The sequence below is a fragment of the Bacillus cereus group sp. N31 genome, from assembly GCF_016483245.1.
In the GTDB taxonomy this organism is placed as follows: Bacteria; Bacillota; Bacilli; order Bacillales; family Bacillaceae_G; genus Bacillus_A; species Bacillus_A toyonensis.
Map to the genome: position 1 here is coordinate 101,976 of NZ_JAEHCH010000015.1, position 19,119 is coordinate 121,094.

The window sequence follows — 19,119 nt, forward strand, 5'->3', positions numbered from 1 at the left end:
TATCATATTTTTAACTTTTCATAATAAAAAAGGAACGGTCTCCCGTCCCTCACCCATTTACCTTCTCCGCATCATTCCAATAATACTTACTAAGTGCTTCCGTTAATACATCAATTGTGTTATATAATTCATCTAACGTATTATCCACACCACCAACTTCAATTAACATCGCGTTTTTAGATAAATCTTGGTTATAAACGCCGTTTCCATCTTTTTTATACTTCGGAAAAATCCCTCTACTTAATCCGTAATAGTTTTCATCTAAATAACTATTGATTGCTCTTGCAATTTTTTCGTTTTCAGTACGTCCTTCATTTTCCATCCCAATTATAAAATATAATCTTGCATACGATTTCCCGTTAATTACTTTTGTAGTTACTTTCTTGCGCTGATCATCACGGTGTATATCAATTGGAAACGCAATTTTATTATTTTGTGCTAATGCTTCCTTTACATATCCATGAGATGCTGTATACGATTGATACCATTTCCATTTTTTACTTGCCAGTAAATCACCCATATTCGTTTTATCATGAACTACTGGAATTCCTTGCTCTTCAAGTTGCTCCTTCATACGTTTTCCTAATAAGGACACATTTACATCTGGACTCGATGGATCGGTAGCTCCTGGTAATAAAGGAAAGAAGGATTCCCAACTATGTGTATGGTAAATGTATACTGCATTTTCACCTTTTTTCGTTCCGTTCTTTTTCTGCACCGGATTATTCTTTTCTGCTTCTGTAACTTTATCTTTTGCTACCTCTCGCTCTTTCGTTACTTCTTCAATCGGTACACTAGATTCATTCGGGATATTCGTAAAGTTTGTCCCTTCCCCAGCTACGATAATGTTAGAGTAATACTTTGACATACCAGGTACTTCTTTACCGACAAATGTTCTTAAATCTTTAATTTTCAAATCTGTCGCAATAGAGAACATTAAATTCCCAACAGACTCCCGTTTATTCTGCTTAAAATAATCAAATCCATAATAGTGATTCTCACTTTCTATCATTTGAACAAAACCTTGCATAGACACTTTTCCAAACCATTGATTCGCATAACTTGATTTCATTGTATGTAAAAGCGACGTCAAAATTGACGCGATAATTATTACTATTAGCGCATATAAAAAAAGTAACGAGATTAGTTTTTTCCCATGTATACGAGTTGCATACTTTTTCACTGTATCACCTTCTTTATACATGGATATGTACAAGCCTTTCGTAATATACGCACAAAAAAGAGAAATGGCATCCCATTCCTCTTCCTCACTCTTATTGTTCTTTACCTGTATCATTTGAAGGCAATTTCTTCGCTTGTTTTTCTTTAAAGATTTCTCCGATTGCCCCAAGAGTACCAAGTGTTTCAATTGCATTAGATGGAATAAAGACTTTATTTGCTGGTCCTTTTGCAACCTCAATCAATGATTCAAATGATTTATAAGCAAGTACGCGTTCATCTAAATCTGCTGCACGAAGTAATTCAATTCGGTTTTGTTCTGCTTTTGCGATTTCTTCAATTGCTCTTGCTTCCCCTTGCGCTTCTAATTCTTTCGCTTCTTTTAAACCTTCAGCTTCTCGAATACGTGCTTCTTTATCCCCTTCAGCCATCAAGATTTTACTTTGTTTTTCCCCTTCCGCACGAAGAACTTTATCTTGTTTTGCTGCTTCAGCTTCTAAAATAATCGCACGTTTATTACGTTCTGCTTTCATTTGTTTTTCCATCGATGCTTGCACATCTTTTGGCGGGTTAATGTCTACTACTTCAACACGCTCAATACGAACGCCCCATTTTTCTGTTGCTTCATCAAGCGCTAAGCGAATTTCTGTTGAAATTTTTTCACGACCAGATAACGTTTCATCAAGTTCCATTTTACCGATAATTTGACGCATCGTTGCAGAAGTAATGTTACGAACACCATATTCATAGTTTGAGATACCATATGTCGCAAGTTCAGGTTCGACAATTTGATAGAAAATAATTGTATCAATTTCTACTTGTACGTTATCTTTCGTAATTACCTTTTGTGGTGGTACATTCGTTTGTTGAATACGTAAGTCGTGATATACACGAACGCGATCTACAATTGGGATTAATATATTTAATCCTGGGTGCATAATACGCTGAAACTTACCAAATCTTTCAACAACCCCAACTTTTTGCTGAGGAATAATTTTAATTGTTAATGCGATAAATGTAACTACAATTAGCGCGAATATAATCGTTAACGTTAATGCTATCATATTTATTCACTCTCCTTTTTTACTTGTAATATAGTACTATGCCTCTTTATAACAACGACTTTTTCTCCAGTGTCAATCGGAACATCTGCAATAGCTGTCCAAGTATCTCCATCCACCTTCACAATACCGTTCGTTTCATTTGTAATCGCTTGCACAACAATTCCTTTTTTACCGACAAGCATATCTACTGTATCCGTAAAACCTTTTGCTTCTCGAAAGTTTTTTGAAATTCTTTTCGTAAAGAATGTCAATGTTAAACTTACAATCGCACCAACAGTAACTTGTAACAATAGTGCATCCGGAGCAAATAAAGCAATAAGACCTCCGACAACAGCTCCAATTCCGAGCCAAAGCATATAAAACGTTATCGACAACATTTCCGCGATAAATAAAATACCCGCTATAATAAACCAAATCACCCAACCAGCCATATGCAACCCTCACTTTCTTTCTCATTTTCTATATGTATATGAAGAAAAGAATGGTTTATCCGCCCTTTCTCATACTTGGGCGTTTACTGCAAGCTATCGTACATATTCGCTGTTACAATAAGTATTAATAAAATACTATATCAATATATTCTTCATTATACATGAAAATTCCTTTCAAAAAATGACAAAAAATTTAATTCTTTTAAAATTATTTTTTTCAGTTTATAATAATTCTAACTCGAATTTGTATTTTTTTGGAAGGTGATATCCTTAATGTGGAATCATTCAATATCATACTATTTAGGATCAAAAATCTGTATTACTCTTGCTGACATCGTTTACATAATGATAATTACAACTCATATCTATATATCAACTAAATCAGCTACTATTACTGCCCTTTTTCCATTATTACAAGTTATCACAAATTTGATCGCAAACATATCTGCACCACTTATAATGAATCGTTTTTCATCTTATTCAGTACTTTTTATATTACAATGGACAAAAACTGCCCTATTCATTTTATTAACGCTATTATTTCCGGTCCTTTCCAAAAACATTGTAACTCTATTAACTTTCATTTTTTTCATTTCTTTATGTAGTGGGTGGAGTGCTCCATTACTGTACAGTATTGTTCCACGCCTAACACCAAAAGAAAGATTAGTAAAAGTAAATAGTATCTTTTCCTTTTCATCACAAATTGTACAAGCGGCAGCTTATTCATTTACAAGTATTATCGTTCTGCTCATTGGCGCTACTTCTACATTCATGATTAATATTATTTTAATGATTTTCGGATGTATTGCATTGCATATTTCATTACATTCCATCCATACCGAACGAGTAACAGAGCCTTCTTCTTCAAAAAACACAGCTTTATTTGAAGGCTGGAAACTATTATTTCATCATCCTTCTTTGCGCACAGTTACATTAATGGACTTAATTGAAACTTTCGCAGGGACGATATGGATTGGCGCTATTACGATGGCATATGTAACGACTGTTCTGCATAAAGGAGAAGAATGGTGGGGTTATATTAACACAAGTTATTATGTAGGCACGTTAATTGGTGGTCTATTAGCGTGGAAAATAAGTACATATATTCAAAAAAATTTAATACGCTCCATGGCGATAGGATCACTTATATTTAGTATTCTTACATTTTTATATGGTATAACAAGCAGTGGATTTATTGCGCTTTTCCTATGTGTTCTAATGGGACCATGTTATCAAATTAGAGATATTTCTCAAACGACGGTTTTACAATCTAGTGTCGCCCCTTCTCTATTATCGAAAATGTATACAGCACACGGCGCCCTTCTTTCAACAGCTTCTGGTCTTTCTATGCTTAGCGTTGGCATTATTACTGATATGTTCGGTGTTCGTACGATTTATATGATTGCTTCTTTTCTTATTTTATGTTCTGCCTTTTTATCTTTTAGCCTATTAAAATATCATAAGACAGAGCAGAAAGATATTTCACTTTAATCAATAAATCAAAAAGGACAGGAAATTCCTGTCCTTTTGTACATTCTATTCATGACAAGTTGGGAATTTCTCTATGCTTTGTCGCTTGTTCAAAAGCGTACGCTAGTTTAATTAATATTCCTTCACGAAAAGCAGTACTTGCAATCGTAATTCCAAAAGGTCTCCCGTTTTCCATATACCCTGCTGGTATTGCTATAGACGGATAACCTGCTTTCGCACATATAGTAGAGCCTATATAAGACGGAAATAGTATCGCATCAAGATTATATTTTTCCAATGCAAAATCAATACCTTGTTTTTGCGAAAAGTATATATCTTCTAATCTTGCATGTAAATATTCTGGATTTCTTAATGTATTAGGATAATCTTTTCTTCCCTCCAACTTAGTTTGTCCATATTTTAAAGCTCTTTCTGCTATGTTTTTATTAAACGCCATTAATTCTGAAATAGAATGTACGGGAATAGTAGAAGGTAATTTTGAAAGATAGTTATCTAAACTATGCTTCAGCTCATAAAGCGGAACTCCCCAGCTCCATTCTCTATGAAAGGAAGGAATATCAATATTTTCTACTACTGTCGCTCCCTCACTACGTAATACTTGGATCGTGTCCTCAAACAAATTTTCATCATACTCACCATTTTCGTAATAATCTTTTGGAGCATTACTATAAACACCAATCTTCGCTCCCTTTAAACCATTAACATCAAGATAAGATGTATAATCTTCATATGCCATACCTTCACTTTTATGAGTAGCTACATCTTTCTCATCCACTCCAGTTAAACTCCCTAGTAAAATAGCGGCATCTGTTACTGTTCTAGCAAATGGTCCCGCTGTATCTTGTGAATAAGTGAACGGAATAATTCCTCTACGACTAATTAGACCGACAGTCGGTTTAATGCCTACTACAGAGCTTTGAACAGCTGGACTCAAAATAGAGGCATCCGTTTCTGTCCCAACAGATAATACTGTAAAATTAGCGGCAACTGCTATTGCGGCCCCTGTACTAGAGCCACCAACAAACATATCATCCGTGCCCGTTCCATATGGATTGATTGTTTGACCACCTCTTGCACTATATCCAGCCCACATTTCAAAAGACATTGCATTTGCTAACTCTGTCATATTCGTTTTACCTATTATCACCGCTCCTGCCTCTCGCAGTTTTGTAACGAGAAATGCATCTTCGCTACTTATATTTTGTTCTAGGGCAATCGTACCTGCACTTGTATGCATGGAATCATTCGTTTCAATATTGTCCTTTAGCAAAACAGGTATACCATGCAATGGTCCCCTTACACCTTTTATCTTCCTTTCATAATCTAACGCTTCTGCAATAAAAATAGCATCCGGGTTTATTTCTAAAATAGAATTAATTTTCGGTCCACCTTGATCATATTGTGCAATTCTATAAAGATAATATATAACTAATTCTTTGGAAGATAACGTCCCTTCTTCCATTGCGGTCTGTATATCATGAATTGTTAATTCTTTTTTTAATACTGGATTAAACTGAATTTCCATTTATATTCTCCTTTATATCCCTTTTAGTTTTTACGAATACTTCTTACTTTTTCATTTTTTCACCTCATCCTATTCCAAATTAATATCCCTTTAAAAAGTTTCAACTTACTTTTTAATACACCTTTAATTTCCCGAAAAATAAAAAGAGCCTGAAACGATTCATCCTTCGCTTCAAACTCTTTTTATTACTGTGCATATACCACATCTAACAAATGTAAAAACTCTCCCTGTTTTCCTGCTAATTCAGGGCATTTTGCAATATCAATCCATTCGTAGCAAAATACTAAACCTTCATCTTCCTCACCGGCACTTACTATATGTTCCCAAGTATCTTTTACATTCGTTAGTAACGTTACGTGGAAAAAGTGGCGTTTTTGATATTCCTGTTTTTCCTTCACGTGTATGATGTAATCTGCTAGGAAACGCTCTATACATAAATGACGTAATCCAGATTCTTCTTGTACTTCACGTAAAACTGCTGCTTCTAACGTTTCTCCTTCATCAACTGTTCCCCCTGGCACTTGGATACCAGCTTCAGGTATATCACGATGTTTAAAAACAAGTAATTGCTTCATCCCTTCTTTTTCTCTTGTAATATATGCATGTACTTTTTTCTTATATAACATCGTCATTATATTTCTCTCCCCTCAATTGTTCACTCTGTTACTTCTTCAAGCGTCAGTTGATTTTCATATAAATATGTAGCTTGTGGATTTCCCACATACCTTACGTGCCATGGTTCAAACCGATAGCCCGTAATTGATTCTTTTTCTTTTGTATATCGAATCACAAAACCAAATTTATGGGCATTTTCAGAAAGCCACTGCCCCTCTTTCGTCTCCCCAAAAACTGTCTCTAACTGAAATTTAGCAGATTGCGATGTAATATCCATAGCTAGTCCAGTTTGATGTTCACTCGTACCAGGAATCGCGCTAGACATCGCAGTTTTCGCTTCTCCATCTTGTTTTTTATACATCGTATTTAATGCCTTTTGTCGATCAAAAGATCTAAATCCAGAGACTGCAAAAAGGAAAATACGCTCTTTATCAGCTTGTTGAAACATGTCCTCAAGCGCACTAGCTGCCTCTTTCCTCATTTTTTTCTTTTCTTGATCACCTTCACTAGAGTAACGTACTTTCGGAATAACTAAATCTGGCGGTCTATACCCATCTGGTAAACGCCTACTTTTATTCACAAGTACAAGCGTCGAATTTGGATTACTAATTACCGCAATATCCCCATCCATATTCGCAATCGTTTCTTTCGCTTTCGGAAATATGTTATTTACATTCACTTCCTGTGCCTGCTTATCCTTATACATTTTATAATTGATTCCTGCTACTCCAACAATGAGTATCGCCGCTACGATACCAAGTAGTGTCCATCTTTTTTTCATATAACGACCTCTTATTTTAATAATTTGGCCATTTCATACTCATCAATGTTTTGTCCATCGATAATAAGAGCAGCTTTTTTGACACCCTCTTTCTCAAAGCCTACTTTTCTATATAGTGCCTGAGCTCTTGTATTGTGGGCCATTACCGTTAATTCTAAACGCCATACATCATGTAATCTTGCCCACTTCTCAACCTCTTTAAACAAGCTCGTTCCAATACCACGCCCACTACACTCTTGCAATATACCAATTACAATGGCTGCAACATGTCTCTTTCTTTGTATGTTATTTCCATTCACTAAAATAAATCCTACTATTTTCTCTTCTTCAATCGCTACAAATATTGTTGCTTTTTCATTCTGTATAAATCGATGAATCATTTGCTCTTGTTGCTCAACTGTAGTTTTTCTTTCTCCTGGCTCGTATAACATAAATTTCGTTTCTTCATCTAATTGCTTACTTAATTGCAAAAATGAGGCTGCATCTTCTACTTTGATCTCCCTAATCACTTAAATCACCCTACCTATTTCATTGTGAAAAATTTTCCTTGTAAAAAGATTTTCTCCATTATTGCGAAAATCCCTTTCTAATTCCCCTATTATAAATAGACAAATTTCGATATTACTATAGCAATTATAAATTATGTCTATAATGTGACATCTTATCATCCTCGTTTCATGACAAACAAAAAACGTAAGCTTTACACTTACGTTTTCCCCTAATTGATGTAGGCTGATAACCATTGGCAATGCCCACCACTCATTCAAATTTCACTTTATCCATTCACTTTTTCCGCTTGCCAAAAATATTCACCAAATGCCTTAGCAAGTGCATCAATTGATCGATTTAGTTCTTCCTCTGTATTATCTACCCCGCCAACTTCAATTAATATCGCTTGTCCTGATAGGTCTTGATTGTAAACTCCATTCCCTGTTTGGAATCCTTTTTGAATTACACCACGGCTCATTCCCGGATATTTCTTACTAATCGTCTCGTGTAACGCAGTTGCTAATTGTAAGTTTTTTTCATAGTTTTTGTTACCTTTCCCAATTACAAAAGCAAGCTTAGCATATGATTTATCTCCAATTGTTTTTGTTGTTACATTTTTCCGTGCACTATCACGGTGTAAATCGAAGAAGTATTGTAATTCTTTATTACCAGCCATCGCTTCTTGTACAATTTCCCGTGACATTTTGTAAGAACTATTACTATTTAACCCTTTACTAATTAACCTTTGACCAACGTCAGTCTTATCGTTAGTAGATCCGATTCCTTCGCTTTCTAATTGTTCACGAAATCGGTCGCCGACTATGGAAATATTCGTTACAGAACTTGTCGCTTTATTCGGGTTTGGATCATTCGTTAAGTTCAGTAACGGCAAATAAGATTCCCAGCTATGCGAATGGTATATAAATGCAACTTGTCTTTTTCCAGTTGTTTGAGCTGGTTGTTTTTTCTCTTTATTCGTATCAGGCTTTGGCGCTTGTCCACCTTCTCCAGTCCGTTCTTTCACTACTTCTTCAAGAGGAACACTCGACTCTATCGGTAAGTTAGAATAATTTGTTCCCTCACCTGCGATAACGATTTCTGTATCGTACTTACCAAAGCCAGGAAGCTCTTTTCCGACAAAACTACGTACATCGTTAAAACGAATATTCGTAGCCATAGAAAAGAGAAACGAAGAGATTGAAAAATCTTGATTCAAATTTCGATACTCTTGTGTAAAATAATGATTTTCTTTTCCAAGAACATACATGTAGCCATTCATCGATAACTCATTTAACCAATTATATAAATACGTTGACTTTGTCTCTTTCATAGAGGTTACCATCATACTAATAAGAAAAAAAGTCGCTAGTACCGTAGTAATAATAAATAAAACTAACCTGCGTACACTTGTAAACTTCACATAAAAAAAGCCTCGATTCATACTATCACCCTCTCTATTTCAAGTTATGTACAAGCTCTAGAGAATAGACCGTTTAAATTCCGGCTATATTGTTAATGAGGTGAAATGAATTGAAGCTATTAATAGGAATATTACCAATCGCTCTATCATTCATTTTTTATTTGTCCGCTAAACATCCAAAAGTCTCTATTGTGTTACATATTTCTGCGTACTTAGCACTGTATGTACTCGGTACAATTATTTCCATTAATATATACGATGTTTTAATACAAAATTTAGTTTTCATGACGAGCATTCATGGAATTTTACTGAATCCATTTTTCCTTATTGCAGGAGCGTATATAGGAACATACACTTTGTACCTACTTTTGTCTCACATTATTATGAAAATAAAAAATGGAGCGTAACGAAATGCAGCCACCGTTCATTTGTCATACATGTAGAAAAAGAATTACACGAAAGAAAGACCTTATTACCACTACACGGAACTTCCATTTTTATTTATTTCACAACAGTTGTTTTAAGCAGCAACAACTTTTCATCCCACGTTTTATCCCTATGAATACACTTTTTTGTTTCTTTCTAATTATATACGGCCTTATTGTTGGTAGCATTCTTATGCTTACGGAGCCGTCTATCATTTGGCTTATTTTTTTGCTTCCTATTTTATATCGATTTCTTTCATATTATTATGTTGAACGTTTTTTCTCTACATAACGAGTGGACTGTCCTCTCGGAATACTTAAACATTCCCACTCATTTTCTTTTAACATTTTACCGATGTAAATAATCTGTCCAATATGCAAAGCATAATGAGAAATTTGCCTTTCAATTGCTTGCAGGACCGTATGTGCTTCACCACGAATGTATACCGTCTTCAATAGATCTTCCGGCATTATAGTATTCATCGTATTAAAAACGTATTCCCATCCTTCTTGCCACGCTGCAAGGGCTTCTTCCTTTGAAGAATAGCCTCCTTCAAATTCACCATCTCGGTCACGATTAACTTTTTCACCATCAGATGTTAAAAAATCCGTCCATCTGGAACGCATATTACCGTGCAAATGTTTCATTATAATCACTATGCTATTTGTTTCTTCATGAGAAGACCATTGTATTTGTTCGTATGATAATTGAGAAAGTGCCCGTTCTCCTTGCTGCTTTGTTGTTTTGAAATTAGAAATGACACATTGTAAATATTCTCGTCCGATATCCATATTGTCCCCTACCTTCACACTAACTAATTTTCGTTCCATTTGGCAGTTCCATATTAGGCTGAAGCAACACAACATCACCAGCTTCAGGAACTCCCCCTAACACAAGCACTTCCGATTTAAATCCAGCTACACGCTTTGGCGGAAAATTTACAACAGCAACAATTTGCTGACCAATTAAGTCTTCTGGATTATATCTCTTCGTAATTTGAGCACTTGACTGCTTGACCCCAAGCTCCCCAAAATCAATTTCTAGTTTAATCGCTGGTACTCTCGCTTCTTTAAATTCCTCTGCCTGTGTTACTGTTCCAATTCTTACATCAAAAGTTAAAAAATCTTCAAAATTAGCCATTTTATCATTCCTCCCATTTATTACTTAGACAAAATACAAAAATCCCCTTTAAAAAAAGAAAGGCGCCTAAGCACCTTTCTTTTGTAATTCACTTGATTCATTTGATTTATAGAAGAAGAAACCAAGAATTCCGCCAATACATGATGGGATTAACCATCCTATTCCTTCTTTATATAATGGTAACATTTGAAGTACATTAGAAATCGCATCAATTTTAATATTCGCACTTTCTAAACCGTTAAAGAAACTAATTAACAACGCACCTAAAATCGCCCCAATGTAAATTGTATTACGCTTCCCTATCCATTTATGGAAATATGAAAGAACGATTAATACAATTGCAACTGGATAAATGATCATTAACACTGGTAATGTTACTGTGATTAATTGTGTTAACCCTAGGTTAGATACAATTAAACTAAATACACATACCATAGTTACAATCGTTTTATGCGAAAGTCTTGGGAATAAGTTTGTGAAGAAGCCAGCACACGCAGATGTTAATCCAACAGAAGTTGTTAAACAAGCGAGTATAATTACAAGTCCTAATAAAATTTTGCCACTTGTTCCATATAACTCATTTACAACATTCGTCAAAATAAGACCACCGTTCTCCGACACACCAAGTGATGTACTTGTAGATCCGAGATATGCAAGTGATAAATATATTAACGTTAAGCCTAATACAGCAATAATCCCTGATACAACTGTTATTTTTGCGATTTGTCCGCTCTCTTTTATCCCTTTTGAGCGAATAACTTGTACTACAACAATCCCAAACACAAGTGCACTAATCGCATCCATCGTTAAATATCCTTGAATAAATCCACCAAAGAAAGCATTCTCTTTATAAGCAGCTAAAGGTGCAGCCGGTTCTCCAATTGGATCAATAATTGCTTTCCCGACAATAACAGCAACAATTAATACTAATAATGGTGTAAGAAATTTTCCAAACCAATCGACTAATTTAGATGGATTTAATGATAAATACCACGTTATTCCGAAGAAAAATATAGTGAAAAGAAATAGCATGTACCACTCTGAAACCATTGCATCTGATAAAAACGGCTTCATACCCATTTCAAACGAAACGGCTCCCGTACGCGGGATTGCGAAAAATGGTCCAATTGCTAAATAACTAACCAATGGGAAAATAAATGCAAATATAGGGTGAACTCTAGAAGATAGCGCTTTCAAGTCCCCCTCTACAAACGCGACAGCTGTTACAGCTAATAGGGGTAATCCGACTCCCGTTACAAGGAATCCTATCGTAGCAATCCAAACATTCTCTCCTGCTTGTTGACCTAAAACTGGCGGGAAAATTAAATTTCCTGCTCCTAAAAATAATGCAAATAGCATTAAACCAATTGCTACCGTATCACCTGGCCTCAATCGTCCCTTCATACTCTTCATTTGCATAGCACTTTTTCATTGTTTATCTTTATTTTCACAATATGCTATGCATCCTCCTCTCTGCTCAAGATGATAAAATATGCCCCTTACAAAGCAGTGTCTTTCTCCATAATTTCTCCATTCCCCTTATTATTACTCTAATTATTAATCTCGTCATTATTTTTTGTTTTTGATTTTTGATTTTTGATTTTTGATTTTTTTGAATATTTAAATCATTAGAGTGTTATTACGTGGAGTATAGTCGTCAGACCTCTTTGTTTTTATCACACATATAGTAACATATTTAGTTGAAAAATAAAAACATATTTTCAAATTGATTTTTTTGAAAATCAAAATTATCTACATTTTATATTCTCTCACACAAATGTTATTCGAGCACTAGACTCATTCTAGATTATTATTTTAAAATAATTCCAAAAGCCATCTAACATATGTTAGATGGCTTTTGCATGTTACTCTATCGTTTCTACTTCACGTGGATTATTCATCTCTTCTACATACACAACTCTAAATCCATGATCTTCTAAATCTTTTTGAAGTGTTTCTAATTCACCATCTTCAAACTCTTCTCCTAATGTAAACATAATTCTACGAACTAATAGAGCATCATTATCAAAAGTCATTAAACTTTGAATACCAGTGTATTTCTTCAAAACTGTCGATAACTTTTGGATCGCTCCATTATAGTCTTGCGTTCCAATCATGACAGAATATTTACTAGAATGAACGCCCCATGCATCTTCTAATAACTCAAAAACTTTTTTATGCGTTAAAATTCCAAGGAAAATTCCTTTTTCGTCAACTACTGATAAATAAGGTAATTTTTTTATTGTAAAAAATACTTTAAAGAAAGATGAATCTTCTCTCACAAATCCTTCTTTATCGTTCAATAATTGTATTACACTTTCGTCAAGTGATCCTTTATATTCTAAAATATCTACTTTATATATATTCCCTAAAAATTTCTCTTTTTTTTCATCTAAAACTGGTACACAACGATACCCTGTTTTATTTAAATGCTCCAATGCTTCCCCTATCGTAATCGAACTTGAGCACAGTAAAACTTCCCTTTTCGGCACGTAATTCCCTTTAATCCTCATAAAAAGCCTCCTTATGTTAAAATACTTTCTGTGCCATAACTATATTATATATTCAGAAAAAAATAAATAATTTATTTTATTTTTCTGAAAATTATTCATTTTCTTGTCATAATTTATTCATGAATCCTTCACTTGCATATCTTCACTAGGAAAGCCTCTCTCTGAATGACTTAATGAAAAAGATATTGTAACTTTATTAGAAAAACGCTAAAATAAGAATAAGAATTTTCTGAATATTCAAAGAGTAGGTGGTTATATGTCTTTGTTACGCTCGCATATATGCAAATTTATAATTGGTGTCATTGTTATTTTTGTCATAAGTCCTATCCCAGCTCTTTTTATTACACATAATTATTCTTATCAAAATGGCTTAATAAGTATTTTCCAAAACTTCGATCAACTTTCTTCTATATCAATTCCAAAAATTGATTGGATGCATGAATCTATTTTTTTCTCAGCAAATCAGATGATACATACTTCTACTCATTCAACACCACTATTCCCTTACATATGGGAAATATATTTTTTATCAATTGTTCGTTTCACTTTCACTCTTGCAATTGGCTTCTTTATAAGTTTAGGAATCGGTCATCTATTTTTAAAAGCACCAAATTCAATTAAAAAGATCACTACTTTCCTACACTGGATACCGTACTCTTTTTGCACTGTATTTTTACAATGTTCTATCTTACTACTTCTTCTCTATATTGCAAACTTTATAAAGTTTTCTTATTTCTCATCTTTGATCATCGTATGTAGTACCTCTATGATTATCGTTATGCAAGCAATAAAGAAATGGCTCCCTTTCCTGTATAACACAAGTGAATATGAAATGAAAAATTCTGCTTTCCTTGTTGATACATTATTTTTAGCACTTACTTCGAATCATAAATCTATTTTAAGTTCTATTATTTTTTCCTTTTTAATTATGGAATGTACTTTTCACGCGATCGGATTATTACAATTTATCGTTCAATTTGGTGGTACTGCACCTGTAATTGTCACAATCGGTTTACTACTATTGTATATCCCATACAGCGTCTTATCTTTTCTCCAAGCACTTTGGACAACAAACTACTCTAAACAACAAACATACACTATAACACGAAGTATCCCAAAACCGTAAAGTTACATAGCCCTCTATATTCTGAAAGTAGAGGGTTATTCCTTTTGTATCGAGGACAAAATAACAACAAACTCTAAAACTACACTATAAACATGCCAATATTTACCCTTTTCCTTTGACTATTCTTTTCATTTGGATTTATTATAAAAGTATAACATAATTGCAGGAGGTGACATCTTTATTTCAAACTTTGGAATAGAGAACACACTTGGACATATTAAATATTTTTCTCATCTTTGTACTTATTCTTATTTCGGGCTTTTTCGTTGCATCAGAATTCGCTGTTGTAAAAGTACGAAAAAGCCGAATTGACCAACTTGCAAATGAAGGTAATAAACAAGCTTTAGCTGCAAGAAGTGTCCTATCTAATTTAGATGTTTATTTATCTGCTTGTCAGCTCGGGATTACGATTACTTCTTTAGGGCTTGGTTGGCTTGGTGAACCGACTGTGGAACATATACTACGACCGCTTTTTGAAAAAATCAACATGACTGGAACAATGGCTAACACGTTATCTTTTATTATTGCTTTTAGCGTTATTACATTTTTCCACGTTGTATTAGGTGAATTAGTTCCAAAGTCTTTCGCAATTCAAAAAGCAGAAGCAATCACACTCAAATTTGCCAAACCACTTATTTTATTTGATAAAATTATGTATCCGTTCATTTGGCTACTCAATAGTGCAGCTATATTTTTCACAAAACTACTCGGTTTAGAGCCAGCGAAAGAAAATGAACTTGCTCATTCAGAAGAGGAATTACGACTCATTTTAGGTGAGAGTTTTAAAAGCGGAGAAATAAACCAAACCGAATATAAATATGTAAATAATATTTTTGAATTTGATGACCGGGTTGCAAAAGAAATCATGGTCCCTCGTACTGAAATGGTTTGCTTATCTACCGAAAATACTTTAGAAGAAAATATGGATATCGTCGCAACTGAAAAATATACACGCTATCCTATAATTGAAAAAGATAAAGATGACATCATCGGGATGATAAATACGAAAGAAATATTTCATGATCAAACGAAAGGTATTTATAAACCACTTGAATCTTATATACATCCCGTACTAACTGTATTTGAAACTGTTCCAATCCGTAAAACATTAGTACATCTTCAAAAGAATCGCGTTCAGATGGCAATCATTATGGATGAATATGGTGGTACTGCTGGGCTTTTAACAATGGAAGATATTCTTGAAGAAATTATTGGAGAAATTCAAGATGAATTTGACGCGGATGAATCACCTATGATTGAAAAGCGTACCCCGAAGCTTACTGTTTTAGATGGAAAAGTACTCATTTCTGAAGTAAATGATATGTTTGGCCTACATATTGATGATAGCGATTTAGATACAATTGGAGGCTGGCTCCTCTCTCAAGCGATTGACTTAAATATTGAAGCTGGTTATTCTATTGAATATGCTGGGTTTCAATTTAAAGCATTAGAACTTGATGGACATCAAATCAAAAAAATTGCTGTACATAAATTAGATATTAAAAAGGAGTTATAAAGTGACTGTTTTCTTAACAATCTGTATCATTGCCTGTTTCATCATTTCATTTCTCGCCTTTATTTACCCTATTATCCCAGGTATCTTAGCTGTATGGGCTGGATATTTGCTTTATCATTTTGGTATAAATGGCGGGGAACTAACAATTACTTTTTGGGTCATTCAAGCCATTTTCACCCTATTCATTTTCGTCGCTGATTTTATTGCTAATGGATATTTCCTAAAAAAATATGGAAGTTCAAAATGGGGCGAACGTGTCGGTATGATTTCTATCATTGTTGGATCGTTCTTCTTCCCACCTTTTGGTTTAATAATTATACCGTTCTTATCGGTATTTTTCACAGAGCTCATGCATAAAAAGACGCCAAAAGACGCCTTTCTAGTAGGAGTTGCTACTGTAGTTGGTTTTTTAAGCAGTACTGTAGCGAAAGCTATTCTCCAAATCATTATGATTATCATTTTCGTATGTTATATCATCTTTTAACCATCCCGCTTTTGGGATGGTTTTTAATATGAAATACCAACTCGACTATTTTCATATATATTTTCATTGCATAAACCCCATGTAAAATGTGCTGTATCACCAACTGTAATTTTCGCTCCATCTTCTGGCAATATATGTTGTTCAGTGCGATATACCCCCGTTATCTCACCGTCTATTAAATGCGTCGGACAAACAATGGTCCAACATAAATCACTATTATGAAGCGCCTTATATGCAGCTAAATGATCCTCTGCTGCTGCTGTCGTTTTCCTTTTTGATTCCGATGATTGGAAACGATATACATTTGGATTTGTTCTCGCTTGTAAAATACCAGCTGTTCCTATCGTAATAATTTTCTTAACGCCTTCTTTTTCCATATACTTTATAATATTTGGCATACTCTTTGCTAATGTCCCATTTCCATCCGTTCCAAGAGCGCTAATTACGATATCACATCCTTCTATCGCTTTCTTTATATCGTTTTCGTTTAATATATTTCCTTCTATAACATGTAACCTGTCATGTTCTATTTCCATTCTATTTAAATCACGAACGAATGCCGTCACTTCGGATGAATCCTTTAATGCTAATTTTATTATTTCCGAACCTACTCTACCTGTCGCTCCCAATACACATACTTTCATTTGTTTACTCCTCTCTCATTCTTTCTCTATTTTTTCAATACTCTCAATCAATATACAACAAAAAAGCTTCCTCATATATAAGAGGAAGCTTTATTATTACTTTATTATTACTTTATTTCTTTTCTTTAGAATCAGTAGACTTCTCTGTTCCACTTGTTTCTTTATCCTTTTTCTCATCCTGTTGTGTTGTTGTGTCTTCTTCTTTCTTCTTGTCCTCACCTTTACTACAACCTACCATTAATAAAGAACTTGCAAGTGCCATAGCAGTTAATGATTTAACCCATTTGTTCATTTGCGTTTCCTCCCTTTGATAGAATATGTACAATCCCATATTACTCTCTATTTTTAAAGGAAAGATTGAAAAATAGTAAATATACGGTAAATGTTTGTAAATTTTCTAATAATAATTACATTTAGCCCTTTTCTCTGCATGAAAGTAAAAAACTAGGGCGACAACTATTCCGCCTTAGTTTTTTATGCAAATTTCTCGTTTTCATATACATGTGTAATTTTATATTCCTTCTTCACAACATATTGCCACACACTATAAGCGTAACGATTCATTTTCAGGAAACAGTTTTCCAAAAACGAACGAAATTCTGGATTTGCAACTTCCACTGCAACTTGAGCAAACTTCAATGCTAATCGTTTCAAATGTGAAATATAACAGATTGCAATTTGGATATCTCCTGTATATGTATTATCTATTTCCTTTTCCGTTTCCATTTCAGACAAATGAAACGAAATTGGTTCACATGTTATATGCTGTACATTCTCTCCTTCTTGAAAATTCACTTGTTCATTATATGCTTGTAACATATACGGTAAATGGTGCTGTATTATATCCTTTAATTCTTCATCCCGGATTTTTTCAGTATACTCTCCTACTTTATAAATTAACATGTAACTATACTTCATTAATTCTTTCATACAGTCCATTAAAGTTTCTCCTTTCCTTTTGTCTATATGCTATAAATATGACGCTAAAACATTCGCTATTCTTGCTAAAAACCAATCCCATTTACTAATTTCCTCAAAATCCTGTTCAGAAAATCGTTTTGATTTACGAAAATCCTCCTTTAATCGACTCCATACGTCAGCAACAACTGTTTTGTCATATATGAGACAGTTAGATTCGCAATTTAAATAAAAACTTCTATTATCAAAGTTTGCTGTACCGATATCAACAATTTCTCCATCAATGATCGTTACTTTCCCATGAAAAAATCCATTGCGATATTGATAAATTTCCGCTCCAGCATGTAACATGTCTTTCAAATACGGATAAGCAGCTTGTTTTAACAATACGGCATCACTTTTAAATGGCACGAGAATTTTTACATTAACACCACGATGTAATGCATCTTTTAACTCTTTCATCATTTCTTTACTTGGTACAAAATAAGGTGTAGCAATTATTAAAGACTTTTTAGCCTGCTTTATAAGCACCCCATATTTCTGCCATAAACCTTTTCCATTTGAAAACAAATATTGATATTTTACATTTCCTTTTGCAGGTACACTTTCATGTGCAGGCATTTTTTCCCCGGTATCTTCTTTCCAATCTTTAGCAAATTTTCTTTCCATATCAGTTGCACCATTCCCATTGATACGTACATGATAATCACGCCATGGACCAAATTTCGGATTTTGTCCAAGGTATTCCTTTCCGATATTAAAACCACCGACGTATGATACCTTTCCATCTATCGTAACAATGCGTCTATGATTTCGTTGATGCAAAGAATAGAATATACTTTTCAGTTTAGGTTTTTTACTAAATGTAAACTGGACACCTTTTCTTTTTAATTGATTCAGTATCTTTTTCTTCAGCTTATATCCACCTATACGGTCGACTGACAACTTCACTTCTACCCCGCTAGATGCTTTTTTCTCTAATAACTGTAAAAACTCTCGGCTTATCTCATCTTTACCTACAATATAAAAATGAATATATATATACTTTTTCGCATTGTTTATATCCTCAAATAATCTCCTATATAACTCTTCTCCGTTCGTATATAGTTGAAATTCGCCTAATCGAACTTGCCCTAATTCATATTCACTAGCCATTTTTTTCCCCATTTCCACATCGATGTTCATCCATATGAATACACCTATAAAAAAAAGGATTAGAGCGAAAAAGTGCTTCATGGATAATTTCCTTTCTCCACTTACTGTTATTCCTATATCTTCCCTTTTTTTATACATAATCATTCAAGAAAAAATGTCCTTACATGATATATGTCCATATCAAACAACAGCTCATTTGCAT

22 protein-coding genes are annotated in these 19,119 nt (G+C 34.0%); 6 read left to right on the forward strand and 16 right to left on the reverse strand.

Annotation, left to right across the window (positions count from 1 at the left end; translation table 11 throughout):
• Window positions 1–49: 49 nt before the first annotated feature.
• From spoIIP (JDS81_RS18555) to JDS81_RS18565, 3 genes are read right to left on the reverse strand one after another with little or no spacing between them, the layout of a single operon-like run.
• Window positions 50–1,297: a stage II sporulation protein P gene (spoIIP, locus tag JDS81_RS18555; protein WP_306472383.1), complete on the reverse strand. Its 1,248-nt coding sequence runs from the start codon at window positions 1,295–1,297 to the stop codon at window positions 50–52.
• Window positions 1,275–2,243 carry an SPFH domain-containing protein gene (locus JDS81_RS18560; RefSeq protein WP_000561128.1) on the reverse strand — a complete coding sequence of 323 codons (969 nt, stop codon included), beginning with the start codon at window positions 2,241–2,243 and terminating at the stop codon, window positions 1,275–1,277. The genes spoIIP (JDS81_RS18555) and JDS81_RS18560 overlap by 23 nt, the downstream gene beginning before the upstream one ends.
• Window positions 2,244–2,245: 2 nt before the next feature.
• Window positions 2,246–2,674 (reverse strand): NfeD family protein, encoded by a 429-nt coding sequence (locus JDS81_RS18565; protein WP_000929499.1) that lies wholly within the window; start codon window positions 2,672–2,674, stop codon window positions 2,246–2,248.
• 273 nt (window positions 2,675–2,947) lie between these two features.
• Here JDS81_RS18565 and JDS81_RS18570 point away from each other — a divergent pair, with 273 nt between their 5' ends.
• Entirely contained in the window at window positions 2,948–4,165 is a 1,218-nt protein-coding gene (locus JDS81_RS18570) for an MFS transporter (RefSeq protein WP_097954767.1), read from the forward strand.
• 49 nt (window positions 4,166–4,214) lie between these two features.
• Here JDS81_RS18570 and JDS81_RS18575 read toward each other — a convergent pair whose 3' ends face one another.
• From JDS81_RS18575 to spoIIP (JDS81_RS18595), 5 genes are all read right to left on the reverse strand, one after another.
• Window positions 4,215–5,690, reverse strand: coding sequence for an amidase family protein (locus tag JDS81_RS18575; RefSeq protein ID WP_097954768.1), 1,476 nt, complete (start codon window positions 5,688–5,690; stop codon window positions 4,215–4,217).
• A gap of 185 nt (window positions 5,691–5,875) precedes the next feature.
• Window positions 5,876–6,322, reverse strand: coding sequence for an NUDIX hydrolase (locus tag JDS81_RS18580; protein WP_097854932.1), 447 nt, complete (start codon window positions 6,320–6,322; stop codon window positions 5,876–5,878).
• 23 nt (window positions 6,323–6,345) lie between these two features.
• Entirely contained in the window at window positions 6,346–7,086 is a 741-nt protein-coding gene (locus tag JDS81_RS18585; RefSeq protein WP_016091007.1) for a M15 family metallopeptidase, read from the reverse strand.
• An 11-nt stretch (window positions 7,087–7,097) separates the two neighbouring features.
• A complete protein-coding gene (locus JDS81_RS18590) occupies window positions 7,098–7,595 on the reverse strand; it encodes a GNAT family N-acetyltransferase (protein ID WP_000617590.1) in 498 nt (165 codons plus the stop codon).
• Window positions 7,596–7,861: 266 nt separating this feature from the next.
• Window positions 7,862–9,016: a stage II sporulation protein SpoIIP gene (gene spoIIP / locus JDS81_RS18595; RefSeq protein ID WP_097837308.1), complete on the reverse strand. Its 1,155-nt coding sequence runs from the start codon at window positions 9,014–9,016 to the stop codon at window positions 7,862–7,864.
• Between the two features lie 89 nt (window positions 9,017–9,105).
• Between spoIIP (JDS81_RS18595) and JDS81_RS18600 the strand changes: the two genes are divergently transcribed.
• Window positions 9,106–9,402, forward strand: coding sequence for a hypothetical protein (locus JDS81_RS18600; RefSeq protein WP_097954769.1), 297 nt, complete (start codon window positions 9,106–9,108; stop codon window positions 9,400–9,402).
• 4 nt (window positions 9,403–9,406) lie between these two features.
• Entirely contained in the window at window positions 9,407–9,712 is a 306-nt protein-coding gene (locus JDS81_RS30465; RefSeq protein ID WP_142316346.1) for a permease, read from the forward strand.
• Here JDS81_RS30465 and JDS81_RS18605 read toward each other — a convergent pair.
• From JDS81_RS18605 to cbpA, 4 genes are all read right to left on the reverse strand, one after another.
• On the reverse strand, window positions 9,685–10,251 hold the full coding sequence (locus JDS81_RS18605) for a DUF1572 domain-containing protein (protein WP_141402735.1): 567 nt from the start codon (window positions 10,249–10,251) through the stop codon (window positions 9,685–9,687). The two genes, JDS81_RS30465 and JDS81_RS18605, sit on opposite strands and share 28 nt — an antisense overlap.
• Window positions 10,232–10,561 (reverse strand): chaperone CsaA, encoded by a 330-nt coding sequence (csaA, locus tag JDS81_RS18610; RefSeq protein ID WP_001263027.1) that lies wholly within the window; start codon window positions 10,559–10,561, stop codon window positions 10,232–10,234. The genes JDS81_RS18605 and csaA overlap by 20 nt, the downstream gene beginning before the upstream one ends.
• A gap of 66 nt (window positions 10,562–10,627) precedes the next feature.
• Window positions 10,628–11,965, reverse strand: coding sequence for a branched-chain amino acid transport system II carrier protein BrnQ4 (gene brnQ4, locus JDS81_RS18615; protein ID WP_395935011.1), 1,338 nt, complete (start codon window positions 11,963–11,965; stop codon window positions 10,628–10,630).
• A gap of 461 nt (window positions 11,966–12,426) precedes the next feature.
• The gene (cbpA, locus tag JDS81_RS18620) at window positions 12,427–13,074 is read right to left on the reverse strand and encodes a cyclic di-AMP binding protein CbpA (RefSeq protein ID WP_001220521.1); all 648 of its coding nucleotides are present in this window, start codon (window positions 13,072–13,074) and stop codon (window positions 12,427–12,429) included.
• Window positions 13,075–13,330: 256 nt separating this feature from the next.
• Here cbpA and JDS81_RS18625 point away from each other — a divergent pair, with 256 nt between their 5' ends.
• From JDS81_RS18625 to JDS81_RS18635, 3 genes are all read left to right on the forward strand, one after another.
• Complete coding sequence (locus tag JDS81_RS18625; protein ID WP_097954771.1) at window positions 13,331–14,200, forward strand: hypothetical protein; 870 nt, start codon at window positions 13,331–13,333, stop codon at window positions 14,198–14,200.
• Window positions 14,201–14,408: 208 nt separating this feature from the next.
• Window positions 14,409–15,716 carry a hemolysin family protein gene (locus JDS81_RS18630; protein WP_097837306.1) on the forward strand — a complete coding sequence of 436 codons (1,308 nt, stop codon included), beginning with the start codon at window positions 14,409–14,411 and terminating at the stop codon, window positions 15,714–15,716.
• A 1-nt stretch (window position 15,717) separates the two neighbouring features.
• Window positions 15,718–16,200, forward strand: coding sequence for a DUF456 domain-containing protein (locus JDS81_RS18635; protein ID WP_000215664.1), 483 nt, complete (start codon window positions 15,718–15,720; stop codon window positions 16,198–16,200).
• Window positions 16,201–16,223: 23 nt separating this feature from the next.
• Here JDS81_RS18635 and JDS81_RS18640 read toward each other — a convergent pair whose 3' ends face one another.
• The 4 genes from JDS81_RS18640 to cls all read right to left on the reverse strand — a co-directional run bounded on the left by JDS81_RS18640 (window position 16,224) and on the right by cls (window position 18,998).
• The gene (locus tag JDS81_RS18640) at window positions 16,224–16,844 is read right to left on the reverse strand and encodes an NAD(P)-dependent oxidoreductase (protein WP_097954772.1); all 621 of its coding nucleotides are present in this window, start codon (window positions 16,842–16,844) and stop codon (window positions 16,224–16,226) included.
• Window positions 16,845–16,956: 112 nt separating this feature from the next.
• Window positions 16,957–17,136: a hypothetical protein gene (locus tag JDS81_RS18645; protein WP_001045965.1), complete on the reverse strand. Its 180-nt coding sequence runs from the start codon at window positions 17,134–17,136 to the stop codon at window positions 16,957–16,959.
• 182 nt (window positions 17,137–17,318) lie between these two features.
• Window positions 17,319–17,783 (reverse strand): spore coat protein, encoded by a 465-nt coding sequence (locus JDS81_RS18650; protein WP_000340532.1) that lies wholly within the window; start codon window positions 17,781–17,783, stop codon window positions 17,319–17,321.
• A 30-nt stretch (window positions 17,784–17,813) separates the two neighbouring features.
• Window positions 17,814–18,998 (reverse strand): cardiolipin synthase, encoded by a 1,185-nt coding sequence (gene cls, locus JDS81_RS18655; protein WP_142311478.1) that lies wholly within the window; start codon window positions 18,996–18,998, stop codon window positions 17,814–17,816.
• Window positions 18,999–19,119: the final 121 nt, after the last annotated feature.

What these genes read in the sequence shown, in the direction of transcription:
- spoIIP (WP_306472383.1), bottom strand. Translation starts at nt 1,297, where the DNA reads ATGATACAGGTAAAGAACAATAAGAGTGAGGAAGAGGAATGGGATGCC.
- JDS81_RS18640 (WP_097954772.1), bottom strand. Translation starts at nt 16,844, where the DNA reads ATGAAAGTATGTGTATTGGGAGCGACAGGTAGAGTAGGTTCGGAAATA.
- JDS81_RS18625 (WP_097954771.1), top strand. Translation starts at nt 13,331, where the DNA reads ATGTCTTTGTTACGCTCGCATATATGCAAATTTATAATTGGTGTCATT.
- csaA (WP_001263027.1), bottom strand. Translation starts at nt 10,561, where the DNA reads ATGGCTAATTTTGAAGATTTTTTAACTTTTGATGTAAGAATTGGAACA.
- JDS81_RS18645 (WP_001045965.1), bottom strand. Translation starts at nt 17,136, where the DNA reads ATGAACAAATGGGTTAAATCATTAACTGCTATGGCACTTGCAAGTTCT.
- brnQ4 (WP_395935011.1), bottom strand. Translation starts at nt 11,965, where the DNA reads ATGAAGGGACGATTGAGGCCAGGTGATACGGTAGCAATTGGTTTAATG.
- JDS81_RS18570 (WP_097954767.1), top strand. Translation starts at nt 2,948, where the DNA reads ATGTGGAATCATTCAATATCATACTATTTAGGATCAAAAATCTGTATT.
- cbpA (WP_001220521.1), bottom strand. Translation starts at nt 13,074, where the DNA reads ATGAGGATTAAAGGGAATTACGTGCCGAAAAGGGAAGTTTTACTGTGC.
- cls (WP_142311478.1), bottom strand. Translation starts at nt 18,998, where the DNA reads ATGAAGCACTTTTTCGCTCTAATCCTTTTTTTTATAGGTGTATTCATA.
- JDS81_RS18575 (WP_097954768.1), bottom strand. Translation starts at nt 5,690, where the DNA reads ATGGAAATTCAGTTTAATCCAGTATTAAAAAAAGAATTAACAATTCAT.
- JDS81_RS18585 (WP_016091007.1), bottom strand. Translation starts at nt 7,086, where the DNA reads ATGAAAAAAAGATGGACACTACTTGGTATCGTAGCGGCGATACTCATT.
- JDS81_RS18565 (WP_000929499.1), bottom strand. Translation starts at nt 2,674, where the DNA reads ATGGCTGGTTGGGTGATTTGGTTTATTATAGCGGGTATTTTATTTATC.
- spoIIP (WP_097837308.1), bottom strand. Translation starts at nt 9,016, where the DNA reads ATGAATCGAGGCTTTTTTTATGTGAAGTTTACAAGTGTACGCAGGTTA.
- JDS81_RS30465 (WP_142316346.1), top strand. Translation starts at nt 9,407, where the DNA reads ATGCAGCCACCGTTCATTTGTCATACATGTAGAAAAAGAATTACACGA.
- JDS81_RS18560 (WP_000561128.1), bottom strand. Translation starts at nt 2,243, where the DNA reads ATGATAGCATTAACGTTAACGATTATATTCGCGCTAATTGTAGTTACA.
- JDS81_RS18605 (WP_141402735.1), bottom strand. Translation starts at nt 10,251, where the DNA reads ATGGAACGAAAATTAGTTAGTGTGAAGGTAGGGGACAATATGGATATC.
- JDS81_RS18580 (WP_097854932.1), bottom strand. Translation starts at nt 6,322, where the DNA reads ATGACGATGTTATATAAGAAAAAAGTACATGCATATATTACAAGAGAA.
- JDS81_RS18650 (WP_000340532.1), bottom strand. Translation starts at nt 17,783, where the DNA reads ATGGACTGTATGAAAGAATTAATGAAGTATAGTTACATGTTAATTTAT.